This window comes from Acidobacteriota bacterium, assembly GCA_018001935.1.
In the GTDB taxonomy this organism is placed as follows: domain Bacteria; phylum Acidobacteriota; class JAAYUB01; order JAAYUB01; family JAAYUB01; genus JAGNHB01.
The window spans coordinates 1-17,440 of sequence record JAGNHB010000089.1 but is presented as its reverse complement, the minus strand read 5'-3'; the positions used below and the strand labels follow the sequence as shown (position 1 = coordinate 17,440).

The following is a 17,440-nucleotide window of genomic DNA, read 5'->3' as shown; positions in this document are numbered from 1 at the left end:
GGCTTGGCGTCTTTGCGTCTTTGCGAGAGGTAAAAACCGCCTGTTTTTTTCTGGAGCGTCCGGATGATCCGTGTCCATCCGTGTTCATCCGTGGTTTCTCTCCGGTTTATCCGGGTTGGGCTGTAGGTCGGAGGGGTTCCCATCGGTATCGGTATCGGTATCGGTATCGGTATCGCAATCGCAATCGCAGTCGCAATCGCAGTCGCCATCGGTATCGCAGTCGCCGTTGGTAGCGCCGTCGCCGTCGAAGTCGCCGCCACCGTCGCGACCGAAGAGGCCCCGGGCCAGGGGGGAAGGTTCTTCGGGCACGATCCTTGCTCAGACGCGCAGACCTTGCGAGCGACCCGTTCCTCCCGCCGCCTTCGGGGCGGGTTTGCCCCTACGTTGCGACGTCTTGTCCCCGGAGCGCCGCTTTGATCGCGCCGCGCAGGCTGCCGGAGCGGCGCGTCCCCAACGCGACCCGCGCGTCTTCCGGAAGATCAGACGCCGGCGCGCAGACACAAGGCGGAGGGTGCCGAGCTTTTAGCAGGCATGCCGGCGACGTGATGAAACCGAGGCGCAGGGACTAAGGAACCAAAACGGCCAACAGGACAGGCCGAGCCGGCTCGGCAGACGGCGCTGACGAAGCATGGCACACAAGCAGGCCCTGTAGCGCTCTTCCTCTGCGAGCTTGGTGCCTTGGCGAGCGCCGACCCGGGCCCCGATCTCGCCAAGGCGCCAAGCTCGCAAAGAAAAACCGATCGCCAGGGATGCGGCCAAGGGGCACGAAAGCGTGCCTTCACCGGTTCGTCACGGCCGGGGGATCACGGAATCCTTCGTCACGAAATCCTGCCAGAAGGGCGAGAGCTTCCGGAGCCGCTCGACGATGCCGGGCACCACGCCGAGGACGTAGTCGATCTCCTCCTCGGTGTTGTACCGGCTCAGGCTGAAACGGGTGGAGCCGTGGGCGGCGGTGAAGGGCACCCCCATGGCCCGCAGGACGTGGGAAGGCTCGAGGGAGCCCGACGTGCACGCCGAGCCCGAGGAGGCGCAGATGCCGTGCTGGTCCAGCAGGAGCAGGATCGCTTCCCCCTCGATGTACTCGAAGCTGATGTTGGTGGTGTTGGGCAGGCGGCTGGCGGTGTCCCCGTTGACCCGGACGGTGGGCACCGCGGCGAGGACCCCGGCCTCGAGCCGGTCCCGCATCGCCGCGACCCGGCCGATCTCCTCGGGAAGGTTCCGGGCGGCCAGCTCGCACGCGCACCCCAGGGCCACGATGGAGGCCACGTTCTCCGTCCCGCCGCGGCGGTTGCGCTCCTGGTGGCCGCCGACCAGGAAGGGGGCCAGGCGGACGCCGCGCCGGGCGTAGAGCAGCCCCACACCCTTGGGGGCGTGCAGCTTGTGCCCGGAGAGGCTCAGCAGGTCGATGAAGCTGCGAGACATGTCCAGCGGGATCTTCCCGGCCGCCTGCACCGCGTCCACGTGGAAGACGGACCCGTTGGCCTTGACGATCCGGCCGACTTCCTCCACGGGGAAGATGACGCCGGTCTCGTTGTTGGCGTACATGACGGAGACCACGGCGGTCTCGGGTCGCAGGGACGCCCGCAGCTCGTCCAAATCCAGGCGGCCGAGGGCATCGACCCCCAGGAAGCTCACCTCGTACCCTTTCTTCTTCAGGTGCTGGCAGAGGTTCAGCACGGCGGGGTGCTCCACGCGGGTGGTGACGAGATGCCGCTTGTCGGGGTTGGCCTCCAGGACCCCGCGAATGGCCATGTTGTCGCTCTCCGTACCGCAGCTGGTGAAGACGATCTCGGTGGGCTCCGCCCCCAGGAGGGCGGCGGCCTGTTCCCGGGCCTTCGTCACGGCCTTCCCCACCCGCCCGCCGAAAGTGTGCATGCTGGACGGGTTCCCGTACCACTCCGTCAGGTAGGGCTTCATGGCCTCGAAGACCTCGGGGGCCACGCGGGTCGTGGCGTTGTTGTCCAGGTAAACCAGTCGTTCCATCAGCGGACCTCCTCCACCGTGATCTCCTCGTCCACGAACTCCCGCAACCTGTCCTCCACGGCGTGCTTGATGGTGAGCCCCGAACTGGGGCAGGACGAGCACATCCCCCGGAGGGCCACCTTGACGCGCAGGCCCTCCACGTCCACCAGTTCGATGTCCCCGCCGTCGGCCTGCAGCAGGGGCCGGATCTCCTCCTCCAGGATCTCGCGAATCCGCAGGATCCGTTCCACGTTGCTCTTCGGGCGAATCCGGACGGGGGACGCCTCGAGTTCGGACGCCAGGGTCTCCCGGGTCTCGCGGATGATCTGCTCGATGTCGTAGTGGCAGCTCTCGCAACCGCCCCCCGCCTTGCAGTAGTTGGTCACTTCCTCCACCGTGGAGAGGTTGTTCTCCCGGACCACCTTCCGGATCAACCCGTCCGTGACCCCGAAGCAGCGGCAGACGATCTTCCCCTCGTCCCCCTCGTCCAGGTGCTTCCGGCCGAGGCCGTAGTAACTGGCGGCCGCCGCCTCCAGGGCTTCCCGCCCCATGACGGAGCAGTGCATCTTCTCCGGCGGGAGACCGTCGAGGAAGTCGGCGATGTCCTTGTTGCTGATCTTGAGGGCCTCGTCGAGGGGGAGGCCCTTGACCATCTCCGTGAGGGCGGAAGCGGCGGCGATGGCCGAACCGCACCCGAAGGTCTTGAACTTCGCGTCGACGATCCGCTTGTCGGCGTCGAGCTTGAGGTAGAGGCGCAGGGCGTCGCCGCAGGCGATGTTCCCCACGTCGCCGACCGCGTCGGCATCCGGTATCTCCCCGACGTTGCGGGGGTTGAAGAAGTGATCCCTGACCTTGTCCGAATAATCCCACATGGTTGACCTCTCGAGGGTAAGATCCCGCAACCGCGGTCCGGGAGACATCCCCCGGAAATCCTTGGAGTCCCGAAACGCCGGTGCGGGTTCACCCGGGACCGTCGAGCGCCCCTCGCCGGGCCGCGGACCGGGTGCCGCCCCCGTGCATACCACGTCCGGCCCGTCATTTCAACCACCATTTTCTTGAAAAGCACCCGGTGCAAGGGTATGATAGATGGGATCGACGCTCGAACCGGGCCCCGCGAAGCCCCCACCCCGATACCGGAGATGCGACATGAAACAACTGGTCGACATGGAACGACGGGTCGTTCTGCCCCACCTCATCGACTGGGCCTTCATCATGGAACTCCAGAAGGTCCTCCCCGCCCTGGTGAACTCCGAGATTGTCCAGCTCAACCGGGATGTCGTCAAGGCGATCCCGCCCCAGTACAAGAACCTGGTCAAGCCCCTCGGCGACGTCCTCGCCAACCGCGGGAAGGTCCTGCTGGCCGTTTCGGACGTGGACGTGGAGGGCGACGACTACAAGGCCTACGGGACCCTGGCCCGCGAGGACGGTTCGCCCCTGGGGTTCTGCAAGCTCGTCCTCCTGGACAAGGACCTCTTCGAGAACGACTACATCGGCGGCGTCATCACCGGCGCGGACGGCGGCTTCCGGATCTCCTTCGGGCCCGAGACCTTCAACGACTTCCCCTGGTTCCGGACCAAGGCCATCCCCAACTTCATCTTCCGGGTGTTCGACTGGCGTCGGAACCACTTCGAGAAGGTGGCCGAACTCCGTCCCAAACCCGCAAACGTCGAGAAGTTCGAGGGCAAGCGGTACCTCATCGACTTCGGCGTCGTCCCCGTGAGTGTGAAAGCATGATGGGGCCGAACCGCAACACCGGGTCCCCCGTCCGGCTCACCGCCCGGTTCGCCCCGCTCCTCCTCGGCCTGGGCTTCCTGCTCACCGGCCTCTCCCCCACCTTCGCCGCGAAGAAGCTCAAACCCGTCACCCTGCCCGACTTCACCGGCTGGATGACCATCAGCAAGGACCTGGAGAAACCCCTCAAGTTCTACCCGGGCGGGATGATCAACATCGACACCGGGTTCATGGGGAACCTCACGATCGAGGGCGGTCTGAAGCCGGAAGTGATGATCCGCGCCACCATCACCGCTTACGGGAAAACCCAGGAGGAGACGCTCGCGAACTTCCAGGAGATCTACCCGCGGATCAACCGGACGGAGACCGTCATCAACATCACGACCACCCACCCCGAGAAGTTCGACCGGGGGAAGATCGACTACCACCTGGTGGTCCCCAAGTACCGGACCGACATGAAGATCTTCACCAACCGGGGCTTCATTTCCATCCGGGACCTCAACGGCTGGATCGAGGCGGACACCGCCAAGGGCTACCTCCAACTCAACAACCTGTCCGGGTACATCTCCTGCAAGACCCTGGAAGGCGACATCCAGGCCCAGCTGAAGGGGAAGCGCTGGGAGGGGCTCCAGCTCAGCGCCGTCACCGACAAGGGCGACGTGAAGGTCTTCATGCCCGCCGAATACCATTGCGACCTGACGCTGATCACCCTCCGGGGAAGCATCGAGGTGGACTACCCCACCTACCTCGTGGACGAGGAGGAATCGGGGATCGGCGTCGCGAAGAAGAAGGACGGCGCCTGCATCAGCCAGCAGGTCAGGGACGGCGGCCCCTGCGTGGTCATCCAGACCGGGTGCGGCCAACTCACCCTCCAGCAGTACGATCCCGAGAAGGAATTCCTGGACCACGCCCCGGCGGAAGAGTCGGTGCCCTCCCCGCCCGACAAGCCGGGCGCCCCGGCACCCCCCGGGAAGGGTCCTGACGGCCCCACGCCCCCCGACGCCCCCGGGGACAAGGAGAAGAACGATGCGCCCGACGGTCACCGTTGACGGCAACCACCTCACCCTCGAGGAACTCTTTGCGGCCTCCCGGCGCGGCTGCGATTTCACGTGGCCCGACGCTTCCCGGGAGCGGGTGGAGCGCGCCCGCGCCCTCGTGGACCGCTTCGTGGCGGAGGGCCGGGTGGTCTACGGCGTGTCCACGGGCTTCGGCCTCCTGAGCAACGTCCGCATCTCCACCGGCCAACTCGAGCAACTCCAGGCCAACCTGATCCGTTCCCATGCCGCGGGCGTCGGCAACCCGCTCTCGCCGGAGGAGACCCGGGCCATGCTCCTGATCCGGGCCAACGTCCTGGCCAAGGGCTTCTCCGGTGTACGGCCCGTGGTGGTGCGCACCCTCCTGGACATGCTGGAGAAGGACGTGCTCCCCGTCATCCCGGAGAAAGGCTCGGTGGGCGCCAGCGGCGACCTCGCCCCCTCGGCCCACCTGGCCCTGGTCCTCATGGGCGAGGGGCAGGCCCGCCACGAGGGCGAGGTCCTGCCCGGCGGCGAGGCCATGCGGCGGGCCGGGATCCCCACCCTGGTCTTCCAGGCCAAGGAGGGACTCGCCGTCCTCAACGGGACCCACTGCATGACCGCCCTGGGCGCCCTGCTGACTTTGGAGATCGGCTACCTGGTCCGCGTGGCCTCCCTGGTGGCCTCCATGACCACCGATGCCCTCATGGGAACCGACGCCCACTTCGACGCCCGCATCCACGACGTCCGCCCGCACCCGGGGCAGGTCCGCGTCGCCGCGGAGATGCTCCGGGTCATGGAGGGGAGCGCCCTGCGGCAGTCGCACCTCACCTGCGACAAGGTTCAGGACGCCTACGCCCTCCGCTGCATCCCCCAGGTCCACGGGGCGGTCCAGGACACCCTGGACCACGCCCGGGCGATCCTGTCGCGCGAGATCAACGCCGCCACCGACAACCCGCTCGTCTTCCCCGACACCGAGACGGTGCTCTCCGGGGGCAATTTCCACGGCGAGCCCATCGCCTTCGTCCTGGACTTCCTGGGCATCGCGGCGGCGGAACTGGCCGGTATTTCCGAGCGGCGCATCGAACGGCTCATCAACCCGGACCTCAGCGGGCTGCCCCCCTTCCTGACCCGCGAACCGGGCCTGAACTCGGGCTACATGATCGCCCACCTGACGGCGGTGTCCCTGGTGGCCGAGAACAAGGTCCTGGCCCACCCGGCCTCGGTGGACTCGCTGCCCACCAGCGCCGGGAAGGAGGACCACGTCAGCATGGGGATGACGGCCGCCGTCAAGCTGCGGCAGATCGTGGAGAACGTGCGGACCGTCCTGGCCGTCGAGGCGCTGGTGGCCGCCCAGGCCCTCGACTTCCGCCGCCCGGCCGCCAGTTCCCCCCTCATCGAGGCCGCCCACCGGAAGATCCGGGAGCGGGTCAGCTTCATGGAAGCCGACCGCAACATGGGCGACGACATCCGGGCCATGACCGAACTGCTGGCGGGTCACGAGATCCCTGTTTTCAGCGGGGCCGACCACTGACGCCGCGGACGAAACGTCCCGGACCCGACTACCCAAGGAGATTTCATGACAACGTCACCCCTGCCCAAAGTCCCCGGTTACTTCCGCTGGATGGTCCTGGCCATCGTCAGCCTGGTCTGCTTCGCCCAGTACTTCATCTACGATTCGGTGACCCCGCTGGGGACGATGATCAGGGAGGCCAACATCAACCGGGGGCAGGTGACGTCCGTGGACACGGCCGGCAACAGCCTGACCGTCGAGACGAAACGGGGCCCGAAGGTCTTCCGGGTCATCCCGCCCGAGAAAGCCGGGCAGAAGGCCGCCAGCGGGGAAGTCTTCACCCCGACGGAGATCGCGCTCCTCACCGGCGAGCCGGCGCCGAAAAACGCCGACGGGTCTGCCGGGAAACCGCCGTCGGTGAAAAAGACCCTTCCGGAGATCCAGGCGGGAAGCTGGGTGACCGTCTACTTCCATTACGACAGCGGGAGCTTCCTGACCACCAACATCGAGATCCACCCGTCGCGACCCTCGGGGGAGACCGAGGGCGGCCTGGGGTTCTCCGGCACCTCCTACGGCCAGCTCTTCTCGGCCTACGCCTGGGCGAACGTCTTTCTCCTCATGCTGCTGCTGGCCGGCATCCTGGTGGACAAGCTGGGTATAAAGATCTCCGGCATCCTTTACGCATTCCTGTGCTTCCTGGGCGCGGCCATCACCGCCCTCGGGGCGATGGATTCCCTGCCCTCCATCCTGGGGCCCCTCTACACCTGGCTGCAGACCGCCTTCTTCCCGGAGTGGAGCACCGAACTCAAGGTCATGCTCCTCGGGCGGGCCATCTTCGGTTTGGGGGCGGAATCCATCCTGGTGGTCAACAACAAGGTCCTGGCGCGCTGGTTCAAGGGCAAGGAACTGGCGTTCGCCTTCGGGTTGAACCTGACCATCATGCGGCTGGGGACGTTCCTGGCCCTGACGATCCAGGTCCCCGTGGCCGATGCCTGGGGCCTCCGGAACGCGCTCTGGTTCGCCGCCACCCTGATGCTGGTCGGTTTTTCGACCTTCTTCCTCTACCTCTGGCTGGAGCGAATCTCCCGCGGCCGGGAGGGAGCACCCACCGGAGAAGTCGGCATCAGCCCCGAAGAGCAGTTCCGCCTGAAGGACGTTTTCAAGTTCACTCCCTCTTTCTGGTTCATCTCCTTGCTCTGCGTGACGTTCTACTCCGCCATCTTCCCCTTCCAGTCCTACCTCCCCGACATCCTGGTGCAGAAATTCAAGTACTCCGACGCCCTCGCGGGGGTGGCCGCCTCGTGCCTGATCTTCGGCACCATGATCTTCACACCCATCTTCGGGTTTTTCGTGGACAAGTACGGCAAGCGAGCGACCCTGATGATTTTTGGTTCGCTCATGCTGGTGCCTTGCCACCTTCTGCTCGGGTATACCCATTTTCTCCCCATCGTGCCGATTTTTGTCGCCGGGATCGCCCTCTCTCTCGTGCCCGCCGCGCTCTGGGCGGCCATCCCCATGATGGTCCCGGAAAACCGGCTCGGAACCGCTTTTGGCGTGATCGGATACATCCAGAATGTCGGGTTGTGGCTGTTCCCCATGCTGGCCGGGAAGATCGCCGACGCCCACACCACCCAGACCGTGGTGAACGGGAAACCCGTGGCCATCATCGATTACACCTGGACGATGCTGATGTTCTCGACGCTCGGGATCGTGGGCTTCGTGTTCGCTCTCTGCCTGAAGTGGGCCGACAAGCGGCGGAAGGAGGGAGAGAGCATCGAGGCCGTCATGACCGGGGCGCCGGCCGCGGCCGCGTCCCCGGCCCCGGCGGACCAGCCGGCCTAGCCCGGAGTGAGAAGACCATGAGCCTGTTGGACTCGATTCGAAGCACCGCCGCCGCGAACCCGAAACGCATCCTGCTCCCCGAGGCCGAGGAGCCCCGGACGCTGCAGGCGGTGGCGCGGATTCGGGACGAGGGGATCGCCCGGTCGATCCTGGTGGGCCGGCCGGACGCCATCCGCGCCGCGGCGCTCGCCCAGGGCGTCGATCTGCGGGGCATCGACCTCGCGGACACCACCGACGAGCGCCTGAGGGACCGCCTGGCGAACCTGTACCACCAGCAGCGGAAAGCGAAGGGCTGCACCCTCGAGGAGGCGCTCAAGGCCGTGGAGGACCCGCTCTACTTCGCGGACCTGCTGGTGGCGGACCGCCTGGCCGACGGCACCGTGGCGGGCGCCCTGAACACCACGGCCCACACCGTCCGGGCGGCCCTGCGCTGCATCGGCCTGCGGCCCGGCATCTCCGTGGTGTCATCGTTCTTCCTCATGGAAACGGCGCAGACCGACCTCGGCACCCACGGGGCCTTCATCTTCGCCGACTGCGGCGTCGTCCCCAACCCCACGCCGAGGCAGTTGGCGGAAATCGCCCTCTGCGCTGCGGAAAATGCCCGGGTCTTCCTTCGCGACGAGCCCCGGGTGGCGCTGCTCTCCTTCTCCACCCGGGGGAGCGCGAAGGACCCCCTGGCGGACAAGGTGGTGGAGGCGGTGAAGATCGCCCAGGCCCTCCGCCCCGAACTGTGCCTCGACGGGGAGCTGCAGCTCGACGCGGCCATCGTCCCGGAGGTGGCGCGCTCGAAGGCCCCCGGCTCGCCGGTGGAGGGGCGGGCCAACGTGCTGGTGTTCCCCGACCTGAATGCCGGGAACATCGGCTACAAGCTGGTGCAGCGGCTCGCCGGCGCCACCGCGGTCGGGCCGATCCTGCAGGGCCTGGAGAAGCCGTCCAACGACCTCTCCCGCGGCTGCAGCGTGCAGGACATCGTGGACGCCGTGGCCGTGACGGCCGTGCAGGCACAGGGTTTTTAACGGTTCTTTGACTATCGGGGCCAGGATAGGCTGTTAGGCTGAAGGCTGTTAGGCTGAAGGTCGGACGAGTCGGTATCGGTATCGGTATCGCAGTCGGTATCGCAGTCGCAATCGCAGTCGCAGTCGGTATCGCAGTCACAGTCGGTATCGCATTCGCAGTCGGTATCGCAGTCACAGTCGGTATCGCGGCAGCGATCGCAGCCGGCCTCGCTGTCGGTATCGGGGCCGCTCCCGGCTTCGCCCCCAGGCTCGATCGCAATCCCGGACCCGCGCCGTCGGCCCCCTCGCTGTCCTTTTGGTCGTTTGGGTCGTTTGGGTCGTTTCGTCCTTTGGGTTAGTTATCGACGGCGATACCGATGGCGATAGCGATTGCGATTGCGATTGCGATTGCGATACCGATTGCGATGCCGATTGCGATACCGATACCGATACCGATACCGATACCGATACCGATGCCGATGCCGATACCGATACCGATACCGATGCCGATGCCGATGAGATTGCAAACAATTCACTCAGGAGGTTATTGATATGAGCTACATCGAGTATGTCGGGGCCCGGCAGGTGCTGGACTCCCGCGGAAACCCCACCGTCGAGGCGGAAGTGTTCCTCGAGTCCGGGGCCTGGGGCAGCGCCATCGTCCCGTCCGGCGCCTCCACCGGCCAGTTCGAGGCCGTGGAACTCCGCGACGAGGACGTCTCCCGTTTCGGCGGCAAGGGCGTCACCAAGGCCGTGGAGAACGTCAACACCCTCATCGCCGAAGCCATCGACGGCTTCGACGTCCTCAACCAGCGCCTGCTGGACGAGGCCCTCATCAACCTGGACGGGACCCCCAACAAGGGCAAGCTGGGCGCCAACGCCATCCTGGCGGTCTCCATGGCGGCGGCCCGGGCGGCGGCCAACTTCCTCGGCGTCCCCCTCTACCGCTACCTGGGCGGCGTCAACGCCAAGACAGTGCCCGTCCCCATGATGAACATCCTCAACGGCGGGGCCCACGCCGACAACAGCGTGGACCTGCAGGAATTCATGATCATGCCCGTGGGGGCGCCCACCTTCGCGGAGGGGCTCCGGATGGGCACCGAGGTCTTCCACTCCCTCAAGGGCGTCCTCAAGGGCCGCAAGCTGAACACCAACGTCGGCGACGAGGGCGGCTTCGCCCCCAACCTCGCCTCCAACGAGGAGGCCGTCCAGGTCATCCTGGAGGCCATCGCCAAGGCCGGCTACAAAGCCGGCGAGGACGTCGTTCTGGCCCTCGACCCCGCCGCCAGCGAGTTCTACCGCGACGGCGCCTACGTGTTCCACAAGTCCGACCAGTCGAAGCGGACCTCCGCCGAGATGGTGGCGTTTTACAAGGACTGGGTGTCCCGCTACCCCATCGCCTCAATCGAGGACGGGTTGGCCGAGGAGGACTGGGAGGGCTGGAGCCTTCTGATGAAGGAACTCGGCGGCAAGGTGCAGCTGGTGGGGGACGACCTCTTCGTCACCAACACCGAACGACTGGCCCGCGGGATCCGGGAGCAGTCGGCCAATTCCATCCTCATCAAGCTGAACCAGATCGGGACCGTGACCGAGACCATCGAGGCCATCGAACTGGCCCGGACCCACGGGTTCAGCGCGGTCATCTCCCATCGCAGCGGTGAAACGGAAGACACCTTCATCGCGGACCTCTCGGTCGCCATGGGGACCGGCATGATCAAGACCGGCTCGGCGAGCCGGACGGACCGGATCGCCAAGTACAACCAGCTCCTCCGGATCGAGGAGGAACTCGGCCCCCAGGCCCGTTACCCCGGCCGGAAGGTCTTCTGCCGTTTCCAGCGCTAATGCCGGTCCCCCACCCGGGGCGAACCGGGGTTCTTTGACCGATGCCAACCCGGCGGGGGCCGTCACCGGCCCCCGCCGGGGACCGTTTCGCCGCCGCGGGCGCCCTTGACGGCAAGGGCCCCTGCCGGGATTCTCCACCACCAGGGGCCCGCGGGGGATGCGAAGCCGGCCGAAAGGCCACCCTGCATGCGAGGGTTTCACCAGGAGGTGCCATGAAGTACATCCTCTTGATCCTCGACGGTTGGGGCCACCGGCCCGAAAAACGGGCGAACGCCATCGCCGCCGCCCACACGCCCAACTTCGACCGGCTCCTCACCCGGTGCCCCCGGACCCTCCTGGCGGCCGCCGGGGAGCGGGTCGGCCTCCCCGAAGGGATCGTCGGCAACTCGGAGGTCGGTCACCTGAACATCGGGGCCGGCCGCGTCGTCTACCAGGACATCACCCGGATCTCCAAGGCGGTTCGCGAGGGGACGTTCTTCGACAACCCCGCGCTGCGCGAGGCGATGAAACTCGCCCGAAACGCGCGACTCCACCTGGTCGGGCTGATGTCCGACGGGGGGGTGCACTCCCACATCGACCACCTGGAAGCCCTGCTGAAGATGGCGAAGGACCACCACGTCGCACCCGTGTTCGTCCACGCCTTCACCGACGGCCGCGACACCCCCCCGAAAACCGGGCTGGGGTTCCTCCGGCGACTCATCGGGCGGATGCGGAGCCTCGAGTGCGGCCGGGTGGTCTCGCTGATGGGGCGCTACTGGAGCATGGACCGCGACCGCCGCTGGGACCGGGTGGAGCGGGCCTGGGCCGCCCTGGTGCTCGGCGAGGGCGCCCGCGCCGCCCACTCCTTCCAGGCGCTCCGGGACGCGTACGACAAGGGCCTCACCGATGAGTTCATCCACCCCGTCGTCATCTGCGACACCCAGGGCCCCGTGGGGACGATGCGCGACGCGGACGTGGTGGTCTTCTTCAATTTCCGCGCCGACCGTGTTCTCGAACTCACCCGCGCCCTGGTGGACCGGGAGTTCCACGGCTTCGCCCGGCGACGGACGCCGGACCTGCACGTCTTCACCTTCACCCGCTACAAGGCCGATTTCGACTGCACGGTCTGTTTCCCCCCGCAAACCATGGCCAACACCCTGGCCGAGGTCTTCGCCCGGCAGGGAATCCGGAACCTCCGCCTGTCGGAGACGGAGAAATACCCCCACGTCACCTTCTACTTCAACGGCGGGGTCGAGCGGCCCTGGCCGGTGGAGCGCCGGATCCAGGTCCCCTCTCCCGCCGTGGCCACCTTCGACCTGAAGCCGGAGATGAGTGCGCCCGAGATCACCGAACGGCTCCTGTCGGAGATCGACGCAAACCTGGACGACGTCTACGTCGTGAACTTCGCCAACCCCGACACGGTGGGTCACACGGGCATGGAGGAAGCTGCGGTCCGGGCCGTGGAAACCGTGGACGCCTGCCTGGGGCGGATCCTCCGCAAAGCCGGCGAGATCGGCGCCTGCACCCTGGTGACCGCCGACCACGGCAACTGCGAGCAGATGGAAGACGAGGAGACCCACGGTCCCCTCACGGCTCACACCCTCAACCCGGTCCCTTTCATCCTCGCCCACCCGGACGAGGACTTTACCCTGAGGGACGGCGGCGCCCTGGAGAACATCGCCCCCACCCTGCTGGACCTGATGGGCATCCCGAAGCCCGCGGAAATGACAGGGGCATCGCTGATCCTCTGAATTGCGGTAAGTTCTGACTGATTTCATGGAAAACTCAGCAACGATGTCCCCTGGGCCGGGGATCGTTGCCCTGCGCGTCCTCACCCCGTTAGGGGTGAAATATTTGTAGTACAACGGGTTATTCACCCCCCCCGCGGCGAAGTTCCTCGTCAGGGGCTCGATGGGGGAGATCCGTCAAGGCGCCATTCGACATCATTGTGCGCTCCGGTTCTGAAAGCAGTCAGCACTTACGGTAAAACAAGCGGGGCATCCGGAAGCTTACAATCACTGGGTTCGCCGGGTTCGGCGCCTCACCCCGCCGCGCCGACCAACCCCGCCATCCGCTCGCGGATGGCGGGCGGGTTCGAGAGGCGCTCCGCGGGGTCCCGGGCGATGAGGGCGAGGCAGAAGTCGGAAAGGCCGGCGCTCACGTCGGGGTTGAGCGCGGCGGGCGGGTCCGGCGAGCCGGAGAGGACCGTGAAGAGGACTTCCTCGGCGTCCTTCCCGGGGAAGGGTTTGCGGAGCGTGAGCATCTCGTACAGGATCACCCCCAGGGCGTAGAAGTCCGCCGACACCGGGTCGGCCGTACTCCCCATGAGGCGCTCGGGCGGCATGTAGGGGAAGGTCCCCATCACCGCCCCGTCGGCGGTCAGGGCGCTCTGGCCGGACATCGTGGCGAGGCCGAAGTCCAGCACCCGCAACGCGGCCTTCACCCGGGCGAGGGCCGCTTCGCGGTCGCCGGGCAGCGGGAACGCCACCTCCCGGCCGAGGACGACGTTGCCCGGCTTGACGTCCCGGTGGCAGACCCCGGCCGCGTGGATGTCCTCCAGGATCCCCAGCAGCACCTCGAAGACCACCAGGGCGTCCCGGGGGCCGATGCCGCCCCGGTCGACGAACTCCGCCAGGCTGACCCCCTCCACGTACTCCATGACGTAGTAGAGGTCCCGCCCCGAGATCCCCCGTTCGAGGACCCGGACCAGGTTCGGGTGGTCCAGCTTTTCGCAGATGAGCCCCTCGCGCAGGAAACGGCGGCGGGCCTCGTCGTCGCCGGCGACGTGGGGGTGCAGCTTCTTGAGGGCCACCACCCGGCCGGATTTGCGGTCCCGGGCACGGAACACCGTTCCCATGCCGCCCACCCCGAGGGTGTCCTCCACCACGAATCGGCCGTAGACCGCGGACTTCCGCCAGAGCCGGTAGGAGGCGTGCCAGCGCCGGGCCACCCGCCAGGCGCCGTTGAGGGCGAGGGCCAGCACCAGCAGTTCCAGGGCCTGGAACCACCAGGTCGACCAGACCGGGCGGGACACCCCGAAGCGGACGGGGGCAGCCTCCACCCGCCACGCCCCATCGTCGCTTTCGGCCAGGACCCGGAACACGTAATCGCCCGGTGGGAGGTTGTTGTAGGTCGCCGAACGCTGCGGGCCGGCGTCCACCCACCCTGAATCGAACCCCTCGAGGCGATACCGCAGCCGGACGTGTTCGGGGGCGGTGAGGGCCACGGCGCCGAAGCGGAAGGCGTAGTCCCGGGTGGCGGGGGAGCACTCGGAGAAAGCGTCGGTCTGGAGGGGGCGCCCGTCCGCCGTGAACGCCTCGACGCAGACCGGCACCGCCGCCTGGGGGACCCCCACCCGACGGGGGTCCACCACCGCCAGGCCGTGGGTGGTGGTGAAGCACAAGCGCCCGTCCCGGGTCTTCCAGGCCGCGGGGTAACAGACAACGTTGCACTCGCGTTCCAGCATCCCGTCACCCCGGCCGAAGGCGCGGCAGACGAGGCGGGGGGCCCTCCCGTCCGCCACGGCGTTCAATTCGTCGAAACGGGCGCAGAAGGGGCCCTTGCCGCTGCCCATCCACAGGCGCCCGAGCCCGTCGTCGAGGAACACGTAGGGGCTGTCGTTGTGAAGGCCCTCGGCCGTGGTGACCTGCCGGAAGCGGCCGTCCCTGAGCCGGTAGACGCCCCGGTCGTTGGTCCCGACCCACAGGGCCCCCTCCCGGTCCCGGTAGAGGCAGTTGAGCGCCACCCCCTGAAGCCCGGCGCTCGTGAACTGCCGGTCCCGGTACCGCCAGAGCCCGTCCTCCGTGCCCAGCCAGACGGTGCCGTCGGGGTCACGCCAGAAGGCGTGGACCATGTCGTTGGGGAGCCCCTTGTCGGTGTTGACGTGGGTCAGCGCCAGTCCCTGGTGAAGGACCACGATCCCGTTGCCGTACAGCGAGATCCAGAGGTCGCCCGAGGGGAAGGCCAGCACGGACATGATCGGCAGCTTGAACGCCTTCGGGAAGTCGGTCACCTTCAACAGCCGTTCACCCTCCAGCCGGAAGAAGGAGGGGTTGGTCTCCTGCACCAGCCAGAGACGCCCGGAGGCGTCCTCGGCCACCGCGGTCTCGGACGCGGTCGCGTCAGGCCAGGTGAAGGGGATCACCCGACCGTCCACCAGGCGGCAGAGTTCCTCCGGGCTCGAGAGCCACACCCGGCCCGTGGAGTCCTCGAAGACCGAGACCGTGGCCTTTCGGGGGAGGCCGTCCGGCTCGGCGTAGGTCACGAAACAGCCCTCCTTCAGCCGGAAGAGGCCCTCCCCGCGGGTCCCGAACCAGAGGTTTCCCTCGCGGTCCAGCACCAGGGGGATCACCGTGGCCAGGTCGAGCCCCTCCCGGTGGAGGTAGTCCACCCGACCCCCCGCCAGGCGGGCGAGACCGCGGGAGGTCCCCAGCCAGAAGGTCCCGTGGCGGTCCTCCCGGACCGTGTAGATCCGGGGCGGCTCGCCCCCCTCCGGCCCCGGGACGGGGACCCGGCTCCACCGGCCGTCCCGCCGGCACCACAGGCCGTCAGAGGCGCCGACCCAGACGGCGCCCGTCGCCGAACGGTGCAGGCCGCGAATCCCGCCCTCCGGGGCGTTGGGATCGTCCGAGAGGCTCCGGAAACCGCCGGGGCCGTAAAGGTTGACGCCCTTCACCGTCCGGACCCAGAGTTCCCCGTCGGCGACGTCCAGGAATCCCTTCACGTTGTCGTCCAGGAGGCCGTCTCGCTTCCGGTAGACCGTCATACGGCCGTCCCGAAGGCAGGCCAGGCCTCCCGCGGTGGCGAACCAGACACTGCCGTCGGCCCGTTCCAGGATCCCGGGGACCATGCGGTGGGGCAGGCCGTCCTGCGTGCCGATGACGCGCCACCGGCCGTTTTCCAGGACCGCGACGCCGTAGTCGGTGCCCGCCCAGATCCGGCCGGCGGAATCCTCCATCAGGGTCAGGACGGAGTTGCTGGGGAAACCGGGGGTGCGGGCCCGGTTGAAGACCACCCAGTTCGTGCCGTCAAACCGGGCCAAACCGTCCTCGGTGCCCAGCCAGAGGTGCCCCGAGCGGGCCTGGAGGATGGCCGTGAGGCTGTTGCCGGGCAGTCCGTTCTCCTCAGTCCACCGGTCCAGCACGAAGTGGTGGAGGGCGCGGCCGGGGTCGAGGGCCGCCACGGGCCCGCCCAGAGCGGTCAGCAGGAGAACGGTCCCGGCGAGAAGACCGACGGACGGCCTTCGCGCTCTCGGGGTGGCCGGCGGGGGGAGGTCCCTCATCGGTCGCCCCGCGCGGGGGACCCGTGGGGGGTCTCCGAGGGGTTGAGCCCGTAGCGCTTCCGGAAGATCCGGCTGAAGTAGACCGTGTCCGAAAAGCCGACCAGGGCGCAGATCTCCTTGACCGTCATCCGCATCCGGCTGTCCTTGAGCAGGGCCCAGGCCCGGGAGAGCCGCTCGTCGATGATGGCGTCGTGGGGGAGCCGTCCGGTCTCCTTCTTGAACTTGGTGGTGAAGTAGTTCCGGTGGTAGCCGAAGCGGTCGGCCCAGGTCTCGATGGTCAGCTTCGCCAGCTCGTCGAGGGTGATGGTCTTGAGGTGGTAGACGGCCTGCCGGGAGAAGGTGTCGGCCTCGGTGCGGGCCTGTTCGAGGTATTCCCGCACCGCGAGGCGGAACGCTCCCGCCTTGCGCTCCGGCGAGCCGGCGGAGGTGAAGCGTTCGCTGTGGATGATCATCCGCTTGACGAGGGTCTCCGGCTGATCGGCGTGCAGCATGAGGAGGATGCCCGAGAGGGCCGCGGTAAAGCGAACGTCCACGGCGCGGGGGTCTTCGGGGAACTGCCGGAGCACCGAGGCGGCGTAGTCGGCCAGGGCGGCGTCGAGCTTCTCCGGCCCCTCTTCGCGAAAGACCCGGAAGAAGTTTTCGGCCAGTTTGAGGTTCTTGGTGATGTCCCTCGCCATCCCGCCTCCGTCCAAACGCCCCACTGCCTGCCGTCGCGCCCCGGTTGAAAAGAAAGACGCGCGGCGTCCTCGTCATCCGTCGGCAGTGCCGCCGCCCTTCTCCCGGACGGGCCCCTGCTCCACCGTGCACCCCTGGCCCAGGTTGGAAACAACGGGGGTGTCCTTGCCGATACCCCTCTCCCAGACCACCCGATGGTCGAAGCCGGACACGGTGATGGCCCCGACCGCTTCCACCCGGACCTCGTTCTCGTGGCCGGAAACCACCAGTTTCGCCACCCGTCCCAGGAGGGTGATCCGGTTTTCGTTGCCGCTGACCCTCACCGTGTCACCGTCGCAGTGCAGGGTCCGGACCTCCTCGTCGCCGTCGATGACGATCTCCCCGGCGGTCAGGGACGTACCTCCGCACAGGACCAGCAGAAGGAAAAGGAACCCGGACCATCTGAATCCCATCGTTTGACTCCCGCGGGCTGCCATTGATTGAGAAACCGAAGAACGGAAACTAAATACACCACTCGGTGAAAACTGTCAACGCCTGATTGCGGCGGGATCGCCCGGGTGCCGCAAGCTGAGCTTGACGGGGCGGCAGGATATCGCCCCGCCCGCAG

13 protein-coding genes are annotated in these 17,440 nt (G+C 67.5%); 8 read left to right on the top strand and 5 right to left on the bottom strand.

From position 1 onward, the window contains the following. Positions 1-789 precede the first annotated feature (789 nt). Entirely contained in the window at positions 790-1,983 is a 1,194-nt protein-coding gene (gene nifS, locus KA419_20190) for a cysteine desulfurase NifS (GenBank protein MBP7868255.1), read from the bottom strand. After that, entirely contained in the window at positions 1,983-2,834 is an 852-nt protein-coding gene (gene nifU, locus KA419_20185; protein ID MBP7868254.1) for a Fe-S cluster assembly protein NifU, read from the bottom strand. Before nifU ends, nifS begins: the two co-directional genes overlap by 1 nt. A 274-nt stretch (positions 2,835-3,108) precedes the next feature. On the opposite strand from nifU, the gene KA419_20180 reads away from it, so the two are divergent. From KA419_20180 to KA419_20145, 8 genes are all read left to right on the top strand, one after another. Beyond that, positions 3,109-3,696 carry a hypothetical protein gene (locus KA419_20180; GenBank protein MBP7868253.1) on the top strand — a complete coding sequence of 196 codons (588 nt, stop codon included), beginning with the start codon at positions 3,109-3,111 and terminating at the stop codon, positions 3,694-3,696. Beyond that, entirely contained in the window at positions 3,693-4,742 is a 1,050-nt protein-coding gene (locus KA419_20175) for a DUF4097 family beta strand repeat protein (GenBank protein MBP7868252.1), read from the top strand. Before KA419_20180 ends, KA419_20175 begins: the two co-directional genes overlap by 4 nt. Beyond that, positions 4,720-6,240 (top strand): histidine ammonia-lyase, encoded by a 1,521-nt coding sequence (gene hutH, locus KA419_20170; protein ID MBP7868251.1) that lies wholly within the window; start codon positions 4,720-4,722, stop codon positions 6,238-6,240. Before KA419_20175 ends, hutH begins: the two co-directional genes overlap by 23 nt. Positions 6,241-6,285: 45 nt before the next feature. Beyond that, positions 6,286-8,061, top strand: a complete 1,776-nt coding sequence (locus tag KA419_20165) for an MFS transporter (protein ID MBP7868250.1) — start codon at positions 6,286-6,288, stop codon at positions 8,059-8,061. Between the two features lie 17 nt (positions 8,062-8,078). Further along, positions 8,079-9,077, top strand: coding sequence for a phosphate acetyltransferase (gene pta / locus KA419_20160; GenBank protein MBP7868249.1), 999 nt, complete (start codon positions 8,079-8,081; stop codon positions 9,075-9,077). Between the two features lie 295 nt (positions 9,078-9,372). Further along, the gene (locus KA419_20155) at positions 9,373-9,612 is read left to right on the top strand and encodes a hypothetical protein (protein MBP7868248.1); all 240 of its coding nucleotides are present in this window, start codon (positions 9,373-9,375) and stop codon (positions 9,610-9,612) included. Continuing rightward, positions 9,609-10,898, top strand: a complete 1,290-nt coding sequence (gene eno, locus KA419_20150; protein MBP7868247.1) for a phosphopyruvate hydratase — start codon at positions 9,609-9,611, stop codon at positions 10,896-10,898. The genes KA419_20155 and eno overlap by 4 nt, the downstream gene beginning before the upstream one ends. Before the next feature lie 212 nt (positions 10,899-11,110). Further along, entirely contained in the window at positions 11,111-12,628 is a 1,518-nt protein-coding gene (locus KA419_20145; GenBank protein MBP7868246.1) for a 2,3-bisphosphoglycerate-independent phosphoglycerate mutase, read from the top strand. A 290-nt stretch (positions 12,629-12,918) separates the two neighbouring features. Here KA419_20145 and KA419_20140 read toward each other — a convergent pair whose 3' ends face one another. The 3 genes from KA419_20140 to KA419_20130 form a co-directional block, all read right to left on the bottom strand. Beyond that, on the bottom strand, positions 12,919-16,158 hold the full coding sequence (locus KA419_20140; GenBank protein ID MBP7868245.1) for a protein kinase: 3,240 nt from the start codon (positions 16,156-16,158) through the stop codon (positions 12,919-12,921). Next, complete coding sequence (locus tag KA419_20135) at positions 16,155-16,835, bottom strand: helix-turn-helix transcriptional regulator (protein MBP7868244.1); 681 nt, start codon at positions 16,833-16,835, stop codon at positions 16,155-16,157. Before KA419_20135 ends, KA419_20140 begins: the two co-directional genes overlap by 4 nt. A 72-nt stretch (positions 16,836-16,907) precedes the next feature. Further along, complete coding sequence (locus tag KA419_20130) at positions 16,908-17,285, bottom strand: DUF3060 domain-containing protein (GenBank protein MBP7868243.1); 378 nt, start codon at positions 17,283-17,285, stop codon at positions 16,908-16,910. Between the last annotated feature and the right edge of the window lie 155 nt (positions 17,286-17,440).

Bases quoted from the DNA above. Each gene is read 5' to 3' on its own strand.
- KA419_20140 (MBP7868245.1), bottom strand. From the start codon at position 16,158: ATGAGGGACCTCCCCCCGCCGGCCACCCCGAGAGCGCGAAGGCCGTCC.
- hutH (MBP7868251.1), top strand. From the start codon at position 4,720: ATGCGCCCGACGGTCACCGTTGACGGCAACCACCTCACCCTCGAGGAA.
- KA419_20145 (MBP7868246.1), top strand. From the start codon at position 11,111: ATGAAGTACATCCTCTTGATCCTCGACGGTTGGGGCCACCGGCCCGAA.
- pta (MBP7868249.1), top strand. From the start codon at position 8,079: ATGAGCCTGTTGGACTCGATTCGAAGCACCGCCGCCGCGAACCCGAAA.
- nifS (MBP7868255.1), bottom strand. From the start codon at position 1,983: ATGGAACGACTGGTTTACCTGGACAACAACGCCACGACCCGCGTGGCC.
- nifU (MBP7868254.1), bottom strand. From the start codon at position 2,834: ATGTGGGATTATTCGGACAAGGTCAGGGATCACTTCTTCAACCCCCGC.
- eno (MBP7868247.1), top strand. From the start codon at position 9,609: ATGAGCTACATCGAGTATGTCGGGGCCCGGCAGGTGCTGGACTCCCGC.
- KA419_20135 (MBP7868244.1), bottom strand. From the start codon at position 16,835: ATGGCGAGGGACATCACCAAGAACCTCAAACTGGCCGAAAACTTCTTC.
- KA419_20180 (MBP7868253.1), top strand. From the start codon at position 3,109: ATGAAACAACTGGTCGACATGGAACGACGGGTCGTTCTGCCCCACCTC.
- KA419_20130 (MBP7868243.1), bottom strand. From the start codon at position 17,285: ATGGGATTCAGATGGTCCGGGTTCCTTTTCCTTCTGCTGGTCCTGTGC.
- KA419_20175 (MBP7868252.1), top strand. From the start codon at position 3,693: ATGATGGGGCCGAACCGCAACACCGGGTCCCCCGTCCGGCTCACCGCC.
- KA419_20165 (MBP7868250.1), top strand. From the start codon at position 6,286: ATGACAACGTCACCCCTGCCCAAAGTCCCCGGTTACTTCCGCTGGATG.